This window comes from Methylobacterium sp. TK26, from assembly GCF_055361565.1.
This window is the reverse complement of sequence record NZ_CM143965.1, coordinates 4,025,094-4,040,796: the sequence shown is the minus strand read 5'-3', so window position 1 is coordinate 4,040,796 and position 15,703 is coordinate 4,025,094. Positions and strand designations below refer to the sequence as shown.

Sequence of the window (15,703 nt, the reverse complement as noted above, 5' to 3'; positions counted from 1 at the left end):
AGAGCGCCGGTCAGCGCAACCAGTAACGGTCGGCCGCCACCGGGGGCGGCAGCGGGTCGCCCAAGGCGTCGAGGACGGTGCGCTCGGCGATGCGCAGCATCGCGTCGAGGGGCAGGTCGTTGGGCGCCGTGCCGAAGGGCTCCTCCAACTCGTCGCCGAGGGCGTCGAGGCCGAAGAACGTGTAGGCGACCAGCGCCACGGCGAAGGGCGTCGCCCAGCCCAGCGAGCCGGACAGCCCCACCGGCAGGAATAGGCAGTAGAGCCACGCTGTCCGGTAGACGAGGAGCGTGTAGGCGAAGGGCACGGGCGTGTGGCGGATGCGCTCGCAGGCGGTCTGGATCGCGCAGAGGTCGGAGACCTTCCGTTCGAGCAGGCCGAACAGCACGTCGGTGATCGCCCCCGCCCGCATCGCCGCCGCGAGGTCGCCGAGGAGCGGCCGGAGGGTGGCGTCCACGGGGCTCGGCCGGTCGCGCAGGGCGGCGGCCTCGTCCTCGCTCAGCCACGCGGCGGCGGCCTGTGACTCATCCCCGTCGCGGAGAGAGGCATGGAGGGCGCTGGTGAAGGCGAGCACCCGCAGGAGGCTCGCCCGGCGCAAGGCGGCGTGATCCTCCCCCGGCAGCAGGGCGGGGACGGTGCGGGCGAGCCCCCGCGTCTCCACGATGAGCGAGCCCCAGACCTTCCGCGCCTCCCACCAGCGGTCGTAGCAGGCGTTGTTGCGGAAGCTGAGGAAGATCGACAGGGCGAGGCCGATCAGCGTGAACGGCCCGACCCCGGCGGTGACGGGGAAGGCCCAGGGCCAGCGCTGCTCGGCCGCGACGACCACCACCGAGAACGCGGTGATCCCGATCACCGTCGGCGCCACCTGCGGCAGGATCGAGCCACGCAGGGCGAACAGGACGGTGATGAGCGTGGGGCGCGGGCGAACGATCATGCCCGCTCTGTGCCACGGGCGCGGGCGCTTGGCAGCCTCTTCCGCAAAGGACACGATTGTGCGGCGCGTTGTTGACAACGCGCCGCAACGGGTGCGACTGCGCCGCCTTCGTTAACGAGGGGTCTCCGCCGCGCCGGGAGGGGCACCCCGGAGAGGGCGGCGCTGGGCGTCGCGGCTGGAATGCGCGCACTCATCTTTCCGGGCCAGGGCAGCCAGGCCGTGGGCATGGCCAAGGATCTGGCGGCGGCATTCCCGCAGGCGCGGGCGGTGCTCGACGAGGTCGACGACGCCCTGAACCAGAAGCTCTCGCACCTGATGGCCGAGGGTCCAGCCGACGAGCTGACCCTCACCGCCAACGCCCAGCCGGCCCTGATGGCCGCGAGCCTCGCGGCGCTGCGGGTGCTGGAGGCCGAGAAGGGCCTGGACCTGACGCGGGACGTATCCTGCGTCGCCGGCCATTCGCTCGGCGAATACGCGGCGCTCGCCGCCGCCGGCTCCCTCTCCATCGCCGACGCCGCGCGCCTGCTGCGCGTCCGGGGCGAGGCGATGCAGGCGGCGATGCCCCCCGGCGCCGGGGCCATGGCGGCGCTGATCGGCACCGATCTTGCCGCCGCCCACGCGCTGGCCGAGGAGGCGGCGCAGGGCGAGGTCTGCGACGTCGCCAACGACAATGGCGGCGGGCAGGTGGTGCTCTCCGGCAGCCGCGCCGCCGTCGAGCGGGCGGTCGCCCTGGCCTCCGGCAAGGGGATCAAGCGCGCGGTGATGCTCAACGTCTCCGCGCCGTTCCATTGCCGCCTGATGGCCCCGGCCGCCATGCGGATGTCGCAGGCCCTGGCGGCGGTGGAGCTGAGCGCCCCCCGCGTGCCCCTCTACGCCAACGTCACCGCCGCGCCGGTCGGCGGGCCGGACGAGATCCGCGCCGCCCTGGTGGAGCAGGTCACGGGCACCGTCCGCTGGCGCGAGAGCATCGCCGCCATGGCCGGATCCGGCGTGGACCGCTTCATCGAACTCGGCGCGGGCAAGGTCCTCGCCGGCCTCGTCAAGCGCATCGCCCCCGGCGCGCAGGCCCTGTCGGTCGGCACCCCGGCCGACGTCGCCGCCTTCGCGCTCTGATCACGAACGGAACCCGACCCATGTTCGATCTGACCGGCCGGAAGGCCCTCGTCACCGGCGCGACCGGCGGCCTCGGCGGCGCCATCGCCCGCGGCCTGCACGCGGCGGGCGCCACGGTCGCCCTGTCGGGCACCCGCGCCGAGGCGCTGGAGGCCCTGGCGGCGGAACTCGGCGACCGCACGGCGATCGTGCCCGCGAACCTCGCCGACACCGCCTCCGTCGAGGCGCTGGTGCCCGCCGCCGAGGCGGCGATCGGTCCGCTCGACATCCTCGTGAACAACGCCGGCATCACCCGCGACAACCTCTTCATGCGGATGAAGGACGAGGAGTGGGATTCGGTGATCGCCGTGAACCTCACCGCCGCCTTCCGCCTGTCGCGGGCGGCCGTGAAGGGCATGATGCGCCGCCGGTACGGCCGGATCATCGGCATCGGCTCGGTGGTCGGTACCACCGGCAACCCCGGCCAGGGCAACTACGCCGCCGCGAAGGCCGGGCTCGTGGGCCTCACCAAGGCGCTGGCGGGCGAGGTCGCCTCGCGCGGGATCACCGTGAACTGCATCGCGCCGGGCTTCATCGCCTCGCCGATGACCGACGCGCTCAACGAGAAGCAGCGCGAGGGCATCCTCACCCGCGTGCCGGCGGGGCGCCTCGGCGAGGGCGCGGAAGTGGCGGCGGCGGCGCTTTACCTCGCTTCTGCGGAGGCGGGCTATGTCACCGGCCAAACATTGCATGTGAATGGCGGCATGGCGATGATCTGACCCGAAACGGGGTCAAGGCACTGAAAAACCACACCTCTGAACGGTTTGTGAACGGCCTCTCGCCAGCGCCGGAACCCTGTGCTACCACCCGCTTTAGCCGTACAGGGGGTTGACGGTTAAGCGGGTTTTCAGTCCAAAGCCCCTGCATCGGGGCTAACCCGGTTCACCTCGAAACACGCGCGATCGGACACCGGCTCTCCAGTGCCCTCAGGCAAGGTGAGCCACGGCACACAAGAAGACGCGACAGAGACCAGCAAGGACGAGGACGCAAGACCGATGAGCGATATCGCTGAGCGCGTGAAGAAGATCGTTGTCGAGCACCTGGGCGTGGAGCCCGAGAAGGTGGTCGAGAGCGCCAACTTCATCGACGACCTCGGTGCCGACAGCCTCGACACCGTCGAGCTGGTCATGGCCTTCGAGGAAGAGTTCAACGTCGAAATCCCGGACGACGCCGCCGAGACCATCCAGACGGTCGGGGACGCGGTGAAGTTCCTGGAGAAGAACTCGGCCGCCTGAGGGGCCGACGCGAGTTTTCACGCGGCGCGGATGAGGCGGTTTCGCCCCCGCGCCGTTGTTCGTTTTTGAAGGACTGACGGGACGGAATCGATGCGGCGGGTTGTGGTCACGGGTCTGGGGATGGTCACGCCGCTGGGCAGCGGGGTGGAGCACACCTGGAGCCGCCTGATCGCGGGGGATAGCGGGGCCGGGACGATCCGCGGCTTCGAATCGGCCGACCTGCCGTGCCGGATCGCCTGCCAGATCCCCTTCGGCGACGGGTCGGACGGCTCGTTCAACCCCGACGCCGCGATGGATCCCAAGGAACAGCGCAAGGTCGATCCGTTCATCGTCTACGCGGTGGCGGCGGCCGACGAGGCGCTGGCCGACGCGAACTGGCACCCGACCGACGAGGAAGACCGCTGCGCCACGGGCGTGCTGATCGGCTCCGGCATCGGCGGCATCGGCGGCATCTACGACGCCTCCGTGACCCTGCACGACAAGGGGCCGCGCCGCATCTCGCCGTTCTTCATCCCCGGCCGCATCATCAACCTCGCCTCGGGCCAGGTCTCGATCAAGCACGGGCTGAAGGGCCCGAACCACGCGGTGGTCACGGCCTGCTCGACCGGCGCGCACGCCATCGGCGACGCGAGCCGCCTGATCGCGCTGGGCGATGCCGACGTGATGGTGGCGGGCGGCGCCGAATCGCCCGTGAACCGCCTGTCCATCGCGGGCTTCTCGGCCTGCCGCGCCCTCTCCACCGGCTTCAACGACGCCCCGGAGAAGGCCTCCCGCCCCTACGACAAGGACCGCGACGGCTTCGTGATGGGCGAAGGCGCGGGCATCGTGGTGCTGGAGGAATACGAGCACGCCAAGGCGCGCGGCGCGAAGATCTACGCCGAGATCGTCGGCTACGGCCTCTCGGGCGATGCCTACCACATCACCTCCCCCTCCCCGGACGGGGACGGCGCCTTCCGCTGCATGACGGCGGCCGTGAAGCGGGCGGGGATCGACCCGGCCGAGATCGATTACATCAACGCCCACGGCACCTCGACGCCCATGGGCGACGAGCTGGAGCTGAAGGCGGTGGAACGCCTCCTCGGCGGCGGCGCGGCCAAGGCGACGATGTCCTCCACCAAGAGCGCGGTGGGCCACCTCCTCGGCGCGGCCGGCGCGGTGGAGGCGATCTTCTCGGTCCTCACGATCCGCGACGGCGTGATCCCGCCGACGCTGAACCTCGACAACCCGAGCGTCGAGACGAAGATCGACCTCGTGCCGCACGAGGCCAAGCGCAAGCGCGTGGACATCGCCCTGTCGAACTCCTTCGGCTTCGGCGGGACGAACGCCTCGCTGGTGATGCGCCGGGTCTGAGGGGGGCGCCGCACGGAGGACGGAAAGGGTTTCCATCCTCCCACACTCCCATCCTCCCCCTCATCCTGAGGTGCCGCGAAGAGGCCTCGAAGGAGGCCTCCAGGAATCGCGCGCTGACTGGCCCCCTCCTTCGAGGCGGCTGCCGCCGCACCTGAGGATGAGGGACAGGGCTGGAAGGGGCAGGTTGCCTTCACATCCGCCGCGCGGGACGCTCGGCCGGTTTCGTCAGCAGCGTCATGAGCTGCATGAGCATCGCCCGGGAGCGGCGGTGGAGGGGATCGGTCGGCCATGCGTCGGGCAGGGCCTCGACGGTGACGCGGAGCAGCGCCAGCCGCTCCCTGGTTTCGGCGAGTTCGGACATCCTCAACTCCCGGCAGGCCCGTGTCCGCGGTACGCCCCCGCTGACGAGCCTCGGACCACCCATAGTCGGGGAGTGGGAAAACCGCCTAAGACGGCTCCTACGACCTTTAGCACCGGAGCGCCTGGACATACGTCGTCGGCTCCCCGACCGCATGGTCAAGGAACATGGCGCCGTAACAGCCGGCGCCAAAACCGCTTAGGAGGGGCTTCCCAACCCCAGGGCGGCGCGTACCGCCCCATCCGCCACTTGGCCGCCGGCCGTGTCGGCGGTCAAGGGGCTGGGGGGCATTTGGTCCCAGGAGAAGGCAGGGGTCTTAGGGCACCCGCCCTTCGGGCGTCAGGCGGTGCACCACCTCGGGCAGGGCCCGCGACAGCTCGCCGAGCAGCGCCGAGCGGTCCATGCCGGTTTCCCGCTCGAGCGTCGCGACGGTGTCGCCGCCGAGCGCATGGGCGAGCTGGTCCGGATCGATGGCATGGTTGGCCCCATGGCCGATCCACGAGCCGATCACGTCGCCGAGCCCGGCATTGCGGAAGCGGTCCACCAGGGGGCCGAGGCCGCCGACTTCCTCCGGGTCGGGGCGGGCCTGACTTCCGCCACCGCCACCACCGCCGCCGAGCATCCCCGACAGGTCGTCGAAGCCGCTGCCGGGGAGCGAGTCATCGACCGGCCCGTCCGCCGAGGGGCCGGTGTTGCGGCGCCCGCCATACTGGTCGAACCCGCCGATATCGCCGGGCTCGTCGCGCGGCATCGGCTGAGGCGGGCGGGTGCCGGTGCGGTCAGCCTCCGGGCCGGGCTCGCCCTGGTGCCCCCGGCCGAAGATGTCGCCGAAGCCGCCGCTGGCGCCCTTGGCGAGGAGCAGCATCAGCAGCGCCTTCACCACGGGCGACATCCCGCCCTGGCGGCCGCCGAAGACCTGCCCAAGGACGCCACCGATCACCGATTCCAGCATGCCCATGGGGGCCTCCCTCCGTGGCGTGTCGCGATCCGAGGCCGGCGCATGAAGGCCGGTCGATGGCGGTTCAACGTCCCGCGCCGGTCGTTCGGTTCCCCAGCGCGCCCAGCGCGCACCCCGCGAGGTAGAGGGGCAGCATCAGGGCCGCCCCTTCGAGCCAGAGGCCGGGCAGACCGGGCAAAGCCTGGGCGGCGGCGAGCAACAGCAGCACCAGGGCGAGCCCGGCGAGGCCCAAGGAGATCGCCCGGTTCTCGGGCCAGCCCGAGAGGAATCCCACGGCGCAGCCGAGCAGGATCGCCCCGGCGAGGCCGGGCCAGAAGGCGGTGAGAAGCAGGGTCATGGCGCGAGCGCCACCGTCGCGGGGCCGGCGCCCCGGTCGGGGCCCGCCGCGACCTGTCCCGGCCGCATCCCCGCCTGCAGCAGGTATTCCATCACGGCCTGCGCCCGCTGCCGGGCGAGGCCGGAATTCTCCTCCTCCGGCGGCTTGGCCTCGGGCGCGGGCTCCGCCGCCTTCTCGGCCTTCGCCTTGCCAACCTTCTTCTCGGCCGGCTTCTTCGGCTCCTCGGTGGGCGGCGGTTTGGCGCCCGGCGGGTCGGCGGGGCCGGAGACCGCCACACGCAGGTCCGGGCAGGTCTTGGCCAGGGCGGCCAGGGCATCGAGGCCGGGATAGAAGGCCGGCGTCAGGGCCGTGCTGCCCACGGCGAAGCGCCAATCCGCCGTGGCAGTCGCGGCGGCGACGCCCTGGCGGCAGGATTCCCCGTCGCGCCGCGTGTCCGCCTCCTTGGCAGAGACGGCCACCTCGCCGGTCCAGCCGGCGGGCAGCAGGGTGGCAACCCGGTTCGGCGCGCGGTCGGCGGCCTCGGGATAGAGGCTCTCGCCCGTGAGGGAGAGGCTCCTGTCGGTGAGGACCGCCTCCCCCGTGGCGAGGGTGGAAAGCATGACGGCCGCCCCGTCGAGGGCGTTCGCGAGACCCGTCGGGGCCCCGTCGGCGAGGCGGGTGCGGTCGATCACCGGCTCGCGGAACACCCGCTGGCGCAGGGCGGCGAGCACCCGGCGGCGGGCCTCCTCGTCGGGCAGGTGGCCGCTCACCGTCAGCGCCTCCGGCGTGCGGCGCAGGCTCACCCGGTAAGGCGAGAGCGGCTTGGCGGCGAGCGTCACCGTGCCGGCGGCGACGCCGGCCGGTCGGCCCTCCTTCTGGAGCGCCTGCGCCTCGGGGATCGCCTGCGGATCGATGGCATCGCCCTTCACCGAGACCGCCCCGCCCGCATACGTGACCTCGCCGGCCTGGATCAGCCCCGCGAGTTGGCCCATGAAGTCGATGAGGCCCCGCGGATCGACCGACCCCGGCAGGCCGCGCGCGGCCTGGAGCCTGTCCTCCACCGGCCCACCCTCGGTGAGGGTGCGGGCCATGGCGAGGGCCATCTGGCGGGCGGCCTCGGAGGGGACGTAGCCGTTGAGTGTCGCCCCCGTTCCGGTGCGGGTGAGCGCGAGGCGGTAATCGGTGATGCGCGGCGGCAGGATTTCGACCTTGCCGAGGCTGAACCCGTCCGGCGGGCGCGAGAGCGCGGCGCGCAGGGCATCGTAGGCGGCGAGGTCCACCGCCTCGCCGGAGAGGCTGAGCACCGTGTCGGTCAGCACCGCCTTCGCGCCGGGGGCGAGGCTCGGCAGGCGCGCGGCCAGGAAGGTGGCGGCGGCGGAGAAGTCCGGGGGCGCGCCCCGCGCCGCGCGGGCGGCATCGCGCAGGGGCGTGCCCGCGCCGATGGCCCCCGTCACCTCCACTTCGAGGGCCTTGCGGCCGATCTCGACGGGGCGGCTGCCTTCGAGGGTCACGCCCGTGCCGCCGGTCCAGGTCGCGGCCCATTGGAAGGGCGCGGCCGTCTCCACGAGGCCGATCTCCGAGACGATCCGGCGGGGGCCGTCGAGGGCGGCGAGGCGGGCGAGGACGATGGCCCGCCCGGCCTCGTCGGGCGCTTCGCCCTGCGCCACCAGATCCCGCCCCCGCGCGGCGATCCGCAGCCATGGCTCGCCGTTGGTGAAGGTGGTGGCCGCGATGCCTTCGCCCTTGGCGACGACCCGCGCGCCGATGCCCGGCGCCGCATAGATGGCGAGGCCGGCCCAGAGCCCGGCCAGCGGCAGCAGGCCGGCGAGCCAGCCGGCGCGGCGCAGGGCTCGGGCGGACGTCTCGGTCTGCGGCACGGATCGGGTCCGATTACGGGGAGGCACCGCCATAGCACAAAGCCATTCCGGCAGTATGAAGGCGGCGCGACGGTCTCAGCCCTCGCGCAGCATTTCCAGTTCGAGCCAGCGGTCCTCGGCGGCGGCGAGGTCCGCCTCGGCCTGGGCGAGCATCGTGCTCGCCTTTTCGAACCGCGCAGGGTCGCGGGCATAGAGGCCGGCATCCGCGAGGATCGTCTTGAGCTGCCCGATCGCCGCTTCGAGCTTGGCGATGCGCTCGGGCAGGGTCTTCAGCTCGTGCTGGTCCTTGAAGCCGAGCTTCGGCTTGCCGGGCGGCGGGGCGGCGCGCTCGCGCGGTTCGGCTTTCTCCGCCCTGCCCTCGGACTTCTTGCCCGCCGCGGCCCGCGCCTCGACGCCCTTGCCGCGCTGGGTCAGCATGTCCGAATAGCCGCCGGCATATTCGACCCAGCGTCCCTCCCCCTCCGAGACGAGGACGCTGCCCACCACCCGGTCCAAGAAGTCGCGGTCGTGGCTCACGAGGAGCAGGGTGCCCTCGTAATCGTCCAGCATCTCCTGCAGCAGGTCGAGGGTTTCGAGATCGAGGTCGTTGGTCGGCTCATCGAGCACGAGGAGGTTCGAGGGCTGCGCCAGGGCCTTGGCGATGAGCAGCCGGTTGCGCTCGCCGCCCGACAGCACCGAGACCGGCGTGCGCGCCTGCTCCGGCGCGAACAGGAAGTCCTTCAGGTAGCCGATGACGTGCCGGCTGCGGCCGTTCACGACGACGCTGTCGCCGCGCCCGCCGGTCAGCACGTCGGTGACGGTCATGCCCGGTTCGAGGCCGGCGCGGCCCTGGTCGAGGATCACCGGCTTGAGGTTCGTGCCGAGCACGATCTCCCCCGAATCGGGGGCGATCTCGCCGGTCAGGAGCTTGATGAGGGTCGACTTGCCCGCGCCGTTGGCTCCGACGATGCCGAGGCGGTCGCCGCGCATCACCCGCAGGCTCAGAGTGTCGACGATCCTGCGCTCGCCGTAGGATTTCGAGACGCCGCGCGCCTCCATCACCAGGGCGCCGGAGGATTCCGCCTCCCCCGCCTGCATGCTCACCGAGCCGACCGGGCGGCGATGCTCCCGCCGGTCCTTGCGGAGCGCATGGAGGTTGCCGAGGCGCCGCACGTTGCGCTTGCGCCGGGCGGTGACGCCGTAGCGCAGCCAATGCTCCTCGTCGGCGATCTTGCGGTCGAGCTTGTGCTGGTTGCGCTCCTCCTCTTCGAGGAAGGCATCGCGCCACGCCTCGAAGCCGGAGAAGCCCTGCTCGATCCGGCGGGTCTCGCCCCGGTCGAGCCAGATCGTCGCCCGCGACAGGGAGGAGAGGAAGCGCCGGTCGTGGCTGATGAGGACGAGGGCGGCGCGGATGCCCTTCAGCTCGGCTTCGAGCCATTCGATGGCCGGCAGGTCGAGATGGTTGGTCGGCTCATCGAGGAGCAGCACGTCGGGCTCGGGCGCGAGCGCGCGGGCGAGCGCCACGCGGCGGCCCTCGCCGCCCGAGAGCTTGGCCGGATCCTCCTCACCCGTCATGCCGAGGCTTTCGAGGAGGTAGCGGGCGCGGTGGATCGGATCGCCCGGCGCGAGGCCGGCTTCCACGAAGTCGAGGGTGTTGGCGAAGCCCGAGAAGTCCGGCTCCTGCGCGAGGTAGCGGATCGTCGTGCCGGGCTGGACGAAGAGCCGGCCCTTGTCCGGCTCCGCCAGCCCGGCGGCGATCTTCATCAGCGTCGACTTGCCGGAGCCGTTGCGGCCGACGAGGCAGGTCCGGTCGCCCGGCGCGATGGTGAGATCGGCGCGGCTGATCAGCGGTGTTCCGCCGAAGGTCAGCGCGGCATCCTGAAGGGTGAGAAGCGGGGGGGCGGCCATGCGGCGCTTATGGCAGCGCCGCGCTGGCTCTTCAAACGCTCAGTCCCGCGTCACGCCGTCGGGTTAGCGGGGCCGGGCGGGCTGATCGGCTGGCTGCCGGGGTCGTTCACCGGAATCTCCGGCGGCTGGATGCCCGGCGCCTCGGCCGGCGTGTTGCCGGGGATCTCCGGCTCGGGGCTGGGCGTCGGCACCTGCGGCGGATCGTAGGGCGTGTCGGGCGCGGGCGTCGGGGCGGGCTGGGGCACCTCCGGAACGGAGCCGGGATTCGCCATCGGGCATTCCTCCTCGAGTTTTCGGCAGTCGAACGGCCCGTGGGCGCGGGATGTTCCGCCTACTTCTTGGTGAGGAGGAGCGTGGCTTCCTTGCTCGCGACCTTCTGGATCTTCTCCGCGAACAGGGCGAGCAGGAACGGCAACTTCACTTCGAGGCGTACGCTCTCGGTCCCGACATCGATCGAGCCGGCGACCTTCTGGGCCACCGCCGAGACGCCGAAATCGAGCCGGTCGCCGGTCCAGCCCAGCTGGTCGATGGTGATGCCGCCTTTCTGGAGCAGGGCGCGGACCTGCTCGGTCCCCTCCACCAGGCGGCGCTTGGCCTCGGCCTGTCCGAGATCGTGCGGGATGTCGACGATGAGGGGCTTCGGCATCGGGGGAACCGTGTTGGGCGCGGGGCTCGCGCAGTCAGGAGCCCCAGACATGGTGTCGCCCCCTGCGCCCGGCAACGAAGGGAGCGCACATGAAAAACGGGACGGCTCGCGCCGCCCCGTTGAGTTGTGTTCCGTCGGGGCCTTCGGCCCAACCCTGAAACGCCCCGGGCGGAGCACCGCCCGGACCACGCCGCCATCCCGGAGGATGACGGCGCGACCTTAGTGTTCCTCAAACCGTCGCTGAGCGGACAACCGGTGCCCGGTGTCCGGCGTCACGCCTCAACGGCCAAGGAAGATCGAAGCCAACCGCTGGAGCAGACCCCGCGGTGCGGGCGGAGGTGCGCTCTGCCCAGGGCCGTCCCCGATCTAAGCGTTCGCGGCGAAGGGGTGCTTGGCCGTGTTGCGCTGCTCGGTGACCACGGAAGCCTTCGGCTCACCGCTGACGGCGCGCTGGATCGAGAGCTTGGTGGCCTCGTAGTTGTACTGCTGGATCTTGGCGTCGTCGGCCGCTTCCCAGTGGATGAACACGCCGACCAGCACGTACAGGTCGTCGGCCTCGTCCGCCGGGATGATGCCTTCGGCGACGCAATCCTGCACCGCCTTCGCCACGCCGTGCTGGGCCGGTCCGAACATCTGCACCGCCTGGCGGGCGTCGTTGATCGTGACCTTGTTGAACATCAGCGTGTTCGGCTTGCACGGCAGGTTCGGCGCGATCACCGCGAGCAGGCTGGTGAAGCCGTGCTTGTTGTTGGTCAGGCCGTTGCAGAAAGCCGTCTCGGCCGGCGAGTTGCGCGGTCCGATGATCAGGTCGATGTGGGCGACCTCGTTGCCATCGCCGACGAGAGCCTCGCCAACCATGACCTTATTGATCTTCGCCATTCGGTGTCTCTCCCTGAATCCGTAAGTGGCTGCGGCGCCGGGCGAAGCCGCTGCCGGGAAGCCATCCTTGTTATCGGCGCCCGGCACGCCCCCGATGGGGTCAGGCCGGGCCGGTTGGGCCGGATAGCGCGGCGGACCCTACAGCGACCCCCGAACTGTAACAAGGCGCGCAACGCCCTGATTTTGAGGAATATCTCTATGCCGGCGAAAGGATCGGCCGAGCAAAGCCCCGTTCAGGCGAGCCCCGCCCCCGCCATGACCAGCGCGTGATAGAACAGCGTGGCCACGGTGAAATCGGCGCTGGTGCCGGGATTGATGCCCCGCTCCTTCAACGCGGTATCGAAGGCCAGGAGATCGGCGACGGGCTTGGCCGCCATATCGACGCGCTCCCGGAGCCGGGCGGCCTGCGCGCGGACCTCCTCCGCCACCGCCGCCCCGTGCTTGCGCAGGATGTGGCTGTCCGGGACGGCGCTCAGATAGGCGAGATGCACCGCGCTGGCGCACCAGGGGGCATCGAGCCCGGCCGCCCGGGCCGCGTCGAGGGCCGGCAGGCCGATGGCGCGGACATCCGCGAAGCCGGTGACGTAGGCGCGGGCGATCCGATCGCGCGGGGCGGCCTCGGCCATGGCGGCGGCGAGCGGCGGCGGCGGGGCCGATTCATCGGTCACGTCGTGGCGGGCCGCCTGCCCCAGCCCGCCCGGCGAGGCGAGGCGGATCGCAGCGAAGACGTCGCTTGCTTCCTCCGGCCCGAGGGAATCGAGCGCCTGCGCCAGGGTGATGCCCCGCTCGGCCGCCTTCGCCAGCGGCGCGCAAAGGAGAAGGATGCCGAGATTGGTGTTCTGCCCCACCGCCGCGTGGGTGGCGGTGACGCCCGCCAGCACCCGCGCGCCGATCCCCGCCCCCGCCCGTGCAAGGCCCTCAGCCGAGACCTCGGCGCTGCGGGCGAAATCGCGCACCTCCATCCGGTGCCCCGCCGCGTAGGCATGGACGTTGCCTACCTTCAGCGCGTCGAGTTCGGCGAGGCAGGCGGTCCGATAGAGATCGGCGATTTGGGCGGGCTGCATCTCACGCCACGACGAGGCGCGGGCGCACCTGCCCCCGCACCGCCGACAGGAAGCCGCGCACCACCGTCGCCGCAATGTCGGTCTCGCAGACGGTCTGGAGGCCAGACCACGCCGGCATGGAATTCACTTCGAGCACGGCATAGCCGCCCTCCCCGTCCTCCACGAGGTCGACGCCGGAATAGGCGACGCCCACCGCCGCCGCTGCCGCCTCCGCGAGTTCGGCCGCCGCCGGGGGCATCGCCCAGGGCAGCGGGCGGCCGCCCCGGTGGACGTTGGTGATCCAGCCGTCGCCCTCGCGGATCATGCCCGCGACGGCGTGCCCGTCGCAGACGAAGACGCGAAAGTCCCGCCACAGCCCGTCCCGCCGGGGGACGTAGCGCTGCAAGTAATAGACCCGCGACACCGCCTCCTCCTCGGGAAGGTCCTCGGGCCGCTCGATCAAGGCCAGCCCCTCGCCCTGCGAGCCGAAGAGCGGCTTCAGCACCAGCGGGTTGCCGGGCCTCGCCTCCCGCGCCGCGACGGCGCAGGCGGCCTCGCGGGTGGAGACCACCCAGGTCTGGGGCGTCGGCAGGCCGGCGCGGGCGATGAGCAGCGAGGTCGCCGCCTTGTCCACCGAGCGCTCGATGGCGCTCGGCGAGTTCCACACCACGCAGCCCGCCGCCACCAGGGCGTGGAGCACCCCGAGGCGCATCGTCGTCGCCTCGAAGGTGCCGCCCGCGATGGTCCGCAGCAGCACCCCGTCCGGCAGGGCGCCGTCGAAGCCCGGCACCCGCAGGGGTTCCCCGGCGCCGGTCTCGATGGTGACGTCGGCGAGCGAGAACAGCACCGGCTCGACACCCTGCGCCCGCAGGGCCGCAAGCAGCCGCGCCTTGTGCCAGTTGCCGTTATCGGCCGCGAGGGCGATCCTCATCGCGGCTCAGGCGAAGGACGCATCGACCAGCGACGGCTCCAGCCGGCCGCCGCGGAAGGTCGAGCCGGTGCGCACCGAGGTGACGATGGCCTCGGCAGGGGAGAACAGGGCGCCGTCGATCTTGTAGAAGTCGCCGTTCACCCGCGAGAAGATCTCCGCGAAGGGCGAGCCATGGTCGGCCGAGCCCGACGAGGGCAGCTGCTCGGCGAGCTGCTTCGCGTCGGCATCGTCGGCATCCACGAAGAGCTGCACCCGGCCGCCATAGATGATGGCGTCGTTGGTGCGGCCCATGGCCTTGATGAAATCCGGGTGCGGGGGCGAGAGCGGCGCGGAGCCGATCCCGTCGAGGATGGCGTGCAGATCGAAGCCGACCGTGTGCGCCTTGTGCAGGGCCACTTCCAGCACGCGGGCCACGACCTGGGTGGAGCCGGCGAGGCTCTGGGTCGGGGCGAAGATGAAGGTCAGGTCCTCGGGGCGGACATTGGCCGCCTCGGCCACCTTGGCCACCACGCTGTCGGGCGGGCCGCCGGCCGATTCGAGGACGAGGGCCGTCTTGGTGGCGGTGTCGCGGTAGCCGAGTTCGCCGTAGAGCTCCTCGACGGCGGCGACGGCGCGGCCAGGGCCGGAGCCGAGGGCGAAGAAGCCCGTGCCGCCGGTCTCGTCCGCGAGGCTCCAGCCGGCATACTGGCTGCCGAGGCAGGCGAGCACCGGATCGGCCGAGTGGACGGTGAGCGTGTAGGGCCACGCGGCGACCGGGCCGGAGGGGACCACGGTGACGGTGCCGAGGCCGCCGAGGCAGATCTCGGCGATGCGCCGCCCGGCCTCGATGGAGCCCCGCGCGGTGGAGCCCGCATCCACCATCCGCGCGCCGCCGGGCGCCTGCGAGACGGCGAGCCGCAGGGCCTGGGCATCGGCGACGAAGCGCTCGACCAGGGGGGCGCTCAGGGCGTTGATGCTCGGGGGGCTCTGGCTGTCGCTCATACTCGGGCTTCCTCGTGTCTCATGTTCTCGTTCAGAACCGTCCGCAGACGGTCCGTCCGTGCGTCGAGGGCGGCGCGGGCCGCCGCGCCATCCGCGCCCGTGGCGAAGACGGTGCAGAGCGGCGTATCCCGCCTCACGGTGCTGCCGGCGGCGGGCCGGTCGCGGATATGGGCGGGCCACGCGACGGCGGGGACCGGCGCATGGTCGGCCAGGGCGTAACAGATCGCCGAGGCCGCCGCATCCTCCGGCGGCGCTGCGATCGAAGGAGACCCGCGCTCCGAAAGGCAGGCCTCCACATGCGCGGCCAGGAGCGGCGTCGCCCGCCGGTCGAGCACGTCGAGGGTCGCGCCGGGGCGCGGGTTGATCTCCATGAGCCACCAGCCGGCGCCGTCGCTCAGGAAATCCGCGCTGGCGAGGCCGACGAGCCCGGTCACCTCCGCGATAAGACGCGCGGCCTCCTCCACCTCCGCGAGGATCGCGGCCGGCAGGGGATGCGCCTCCCCCGCCGCGAGGGCCAGCGCGCCGCCGTAGCGGAACGGCCGCTCCGGAGAGGGGATGGACCATTGGGCCGTCACCGCCAGCACCTCCGCGCCGCCGGGGCCGGCGAGGATGTTCACCGCGTAAGCACGGCCGGGCACGCGGGCCTGATGGTAATGGCCAACCTCCGGCGCCGCCCCGGTCGCGGCGCGGACATGGCCGCCGCCCGATCCGCCGACGGCCTTCACGAGCCAGCGGGCGGGCTCGTCCACCGGCCCCGCCGTGATGGGGGGATGGGGCACCCCGAGCCGGGCGCAGAGCGCGGCGAAGGCGAAGGGGTCCTTCAGGGCCGCGACGGCCTCGGCCCCGGCGCCGATCAGCCGGTGACGCCGGGCGATCTGCGCGATCAGGCCGGGATCGTCCTCGAACCCGCTGCCGAGCACCACGCCGAGCGGCGAGCCCGCTTCCTCAGCGAGGGCGTCGATGGCACCGAGCGCCGCCTCCGGCACCATGCCCCGCCCGAACCGGCCCGGCATGACCCGTGTCGATTCGGCGAGGGCGGCCGTATCCGCGTCCCCGAACAGGTCGGCGACGTAGGGGCGCAGGCCCGCCCGCCGCGCCGCCTGCGCGAGGGCGCGGCCGGACTGGGCCGCGATCACGATGGCCTCGCCCACGGATGAGC

At 72.3% G+C, this 15,703-nt stretch carries 17 protein-coding genes; 4 read left to right on the top strand and 13 right to left on the bottom strand.

All coding sequences use genetic code 11. The features are described from left to right. Window positions 1-10: 10 nt before the first annotated feature. Window positions 11-931, bottom strand: coding sequence for a bestrophin family protein (locus tag ACXJ1Y_RS19700; RefSeq protein ID WP_463847787.1), 921 nt, complete (start codon window positions 929-931; stop codon window positions 11-13). Window positions 932-1,111: 180 nt separating this feature from the next. On the opposite strand from ACXJ1Y_RS19700, the gene fabD reads away from it, so the two are divergent. The 4 genes from fabD to fabF all read left to right on the top strand — a co-directional run bounded on the left by fabD (window position 1,112) and on the right by fabF (window position 4,668). Beyond that, entirely contained in the window at window positions 1,112-2,044 is a 933-nt protein-coding gene (gene fabD / locus ACXJ1Y_RS19695) for an ACP S-malonyltransferase (protein ID WP_463847786.1), read from the top strand. A gap of 20 nt (window positions 2,045-2,064) precedes the next feature. Continuing rightward, complete coding sequence (gene fabG / locus ACXJ1Y_RS19690; protein ID WP_463847785.1) at window positions 2,065-2,802, top strand: 3-oxoacyl-[acyl-carrier-protein] reductase; 738 nt, start codon at window positions 2,065-2,067, stop codon at window positions 2,800-2,802. A 276-nt stretch (window positions 2,803-3,078) separates the two neighbouring features. Further along, window positions 3,079-3,318, top strand: coding sequence for an acyl carrier protein (locus ACXJ1Y_RS19685; RefSeq protein ID WP_007559070.1), 240 nt, complete (start codon window positions 3,079-3,081; stop codon window positions 3,316-3,318). A 90-nt stretch (window positions 3,319-3,408) separates the two neighbouring features. Further along, window positions 3,409-4,668: a beta-ketoacyl-ACP synthase II gene (gene fabF / locus ACXJ1Y_RS19680; RefSeq protein ID WP_463847784.1), complete on the top strand. Its 1,260-nt coding sequence runs from the start codon at window positions 3,409-3,411 to the stop codon at window positions 4,666-4,668. A gap of 190 nt (window positions 4,669-4,858) precedes the next feature. On the opposite strand, the gene ACXJ1Y_RS19675 is transcribed toward fabF, so the two are convergent. From ACXJ1Y_RS19675 to ACXJ1Y_RS19620, 12 genes are all read right to left on the bottom strand, one after another. Continuing rightward, window positions 4,859-5,029 (bottom strand): hypothetical protein, encoded by a 171-nt coding sequence (locus tag ACXJ1Y_RS19675; protein WP_463847783.1) that lies wholly within the window; start codon window positions 5,027-5,029, stop codon window positions 4,859-4,861. Between the two features lie 313 nt (window positions 5,030-5,342). After that, window positions 5,343-5,984, bottom strand: coding sequence for a YidB family protein (locus ACXJ1Y_RS19670; protein ID WP_463847782.1), 642 nt, complete (start codon window positions 5,982-5,984; stop codon window positions 5,343-5,345). Window positions 5,985-6,048: 64 nt separating this feature from the next. Further along, a complete protein-coding gene (locus ACXJ1Y_RS19665) occupies window positions 6,049-6,321 on the bottom strand; it encodes a hypothetical protein (RefSeq protein ID WP_463847781.1) in 273 nt (90 codons plus the stop codon). Then, window positions 6,318-8,177 carry an OmpA family protein gene (locus tag ACXJ1Y_RS19660; protein WP_463847780.1) on the bottom strand — a complete coding sequence of 620 codons (1,860 nt, stop codon included), beginning with the start codon at window positions 8,175-8,177 and terminating at the stop codon, window positions 6,318-6,320. The genes ACXJ1Y_RS19665 and ACXJ1Y_RS19660 overlap by 4 nt, the downstream gene beginning before the upstream one ends. Window positions 8,178-8,252: 75 nt before the next feature. After that, window positions 8,253-10,064 (bottom strand): ATP-binding cassette domain-containing protein, encoded by a 1,812-nt coding sequence (locus tag ACXJ1Y_RS19655; protein WP_463847779.1) that lies wholly within the window; start codon window positions 10,062-10,064, stop codon window positions 8,253-8,255. 50 nt (window positions 10,065-10,114) lie between these two features. Next, entirely contained in the window at window positions 10,115-10,336 is a 222-nt protein-coding gene (locus ACXJ1Y_RS19650) for a hypothetical protein (RefSeq protein ID WP_463847778.1), read from the bottom strand. Window positions 10,337-10,395: 59 nt separating this feature from the next. Further along, the gene (locus tag ACXJ1Y_RS19645; RefSeq protein ID WP_463847777.1) at window positions 10,396-10,710 is read right to left on the bottom strand and encodes a polyhydroxyalkanoic acid system family protein; all 315 of its coding nucleotides are present in this window, start codon (window positions 10,708-10,710) and stop codon (window positions 10,396-10,398) included. Between the two features lie 366 nt (window positions 10,711-11,076). Next, entirely contained in the window at window positions 11,077-11,589 is a 513-nt protein-coding gene (fae, locus tag ACXJ1Y_RS19640; RefSeq protein ID WP_243958899.1) for a formaldehyde-activating enzyme, read from the bottom strand. Between the two features lie 233 nt (window positions 11,590-11,822). After that, entirely contained in the window at window positions 11,823-12,653 is an 831-nt protein-coding gene (locus ACXJ1Y_RS19635; protein WP_463847776.1) for a triphosphoribosyl-dephospho-CoA synthase, read from the bottom strand. A gap of 1 nt (window position 12,654) precedes the next feature. Then, window positions 12,655-13,563: an ATP-grasp domain-containing protein gene (locus ACXJ1Y_RS19630; protein ID WP_463847775.1), complete on the bottom strand. Its 909-nt coding sequence runs from the start codon at window positions 13,561-13,563 to the stop codon at window positions 12,655-12,657. 6 nt (window positions 13,564-13,569) lie between these two features. Continuing rightward, window positions 13,570-14,544, bottom strand: coding sequence for a methenyltetrahydromethanopterin cyclohydrolase (gene mch, locus ACXJ1Y_RS19625; protein ID WP_463847774.1), 975 nt, complete (start codon window positions 14,542-14,544; stop codon window positions 13,570-13,572). Continuing rightward, window positions 14,541-15,695 (bottom strand): ATP-grasp domain-containing protein, encoded by a 1,155-nt coding sequence (locus tag ACXJ1Y_RS19620; RefSeq protein WP_463847773.1) that lies wholly within the window; start codon window positions 15,693-15,695, stop codon window positions 14,541-14,543. Before ACXJ1Y_RS19620 ends, mch begins: the two co-directional genes overlap by 4 nt. Window positions 15,696-15,703: the final 8 nt, after the last annotated feature.

Excerpts from the sequence above, each read along its gene's own strand:
- ACXJ1Y_RS19700 (WP_463847787.1), bottom strand. The coding sequence starts at position 931 with ATGATCGTTCGCCCGCGCCCCACGCTCATCACCGTCCTGTTCGCCCTG.
- fabD (WP_463847786.1), top strand. The coding sequence starts at position 1,112 with ATGCGCGCACTCATCTTTCCGGGCCAGGGCAGCCAGGCCGTGGGCATG.
- fabG (WP_463847785.1), top strand. The coding sequence starts at position 2,065 with ATGTTCGATCTGACCGGCCGGAAGGCCCTCGTCACCGGCGCGACCGGC.
- ACXJ1Y_RS19685 (WP_007559070.1), top strand. The coding sequence starts at position 3,079 with ATGAGCGATATCGCTGAGCGCGTGAAGAAGATCGTTGTCGAGCACCTG.
- fabF (WP_463847784.1), top strand. The coding sequence starts at position 3,409 with ATGCGGCGGGTTGTGGTCACGGGTCTGGGGATGGTCACGCCGCTGGGC.
- ACXJ1Y_RS19675 (WP_463847783.1), bottom strand. The coding sequence starts at position 5,029 with ATGTCCGAACTCGCCGAAACCAGGGAGCGGCTGGCGCTGCTCCGCGTC.
- ACXJ1Y_RS19670 (WP_463847782.1), bottom strand. The coding sequence starts at position 5,984 with ATGGGCATGCTGGAATCGGTGATCGGTGGCGTCCTTGGGCAGGTCTTC.
- ACXJ1Y_RS19665 (WP_463847781.1), bottom strand. The coding sequence starts at position 6,321 with ATGACCCTGCTTCTCACCGCCTTCTGGCCCGGCCTCGCCGGGGCGATC.
- ACXJ1Y_RS19655 (WP_463847779.1), bottom strand. The coding sequence starts at position 10,064 with ATGGCCGCCCCCCCGCTTCTCACCCTTCAGGATGCCGCGCTGACCTTC.
- ACXJ1Y_RS19650 (WP_463847778.1), bottom strand. The coding sequence starts at position 10,336 with ATGGCGAATCCCGGCTCCGTTCCGGAGGTGCCCCAGCCCGCCCCGACG.
- ACXJ1Y_RS19645 (WP_463847777.1), bottom strand. The coding sequence starts at position 10,710 with ATGCCGAAGCCCCTCATCGTCGACATCCCGCACGATCTCGGACAGGCC.
- fae (WP_243958899.1), bottom strand. The coding sequence starts at position 11,589 with ATGGCGAAGATCAATAAGGTCATGGTTGGCGAGGCTCTCGTCGGCGAT.
- ACXJ1Y_RS19635 (WP_463847776.1), bottom strand. The coding sequence starts at position 12,653 with ATGCAGCCCGCCCAAATCGCCGATCTCTATCGGACCGCCTGCCTCGCC.
- ACXJ1Y_RS19630 (WP_463847775.1), bottom strand. The coding sequence starts at position 13,563 with ATGAGGATCGCCCTCGCGGCCGATAACGGCAACTGGCACAAGGCGCGG.
- mch (WP_463847774.1), bottom strand. The coding sequence starts at position 14,544 with ATGAGCGACAGCCAGAGCCCCCCGAGCATCAACGCCCTGAGCGCCCCC.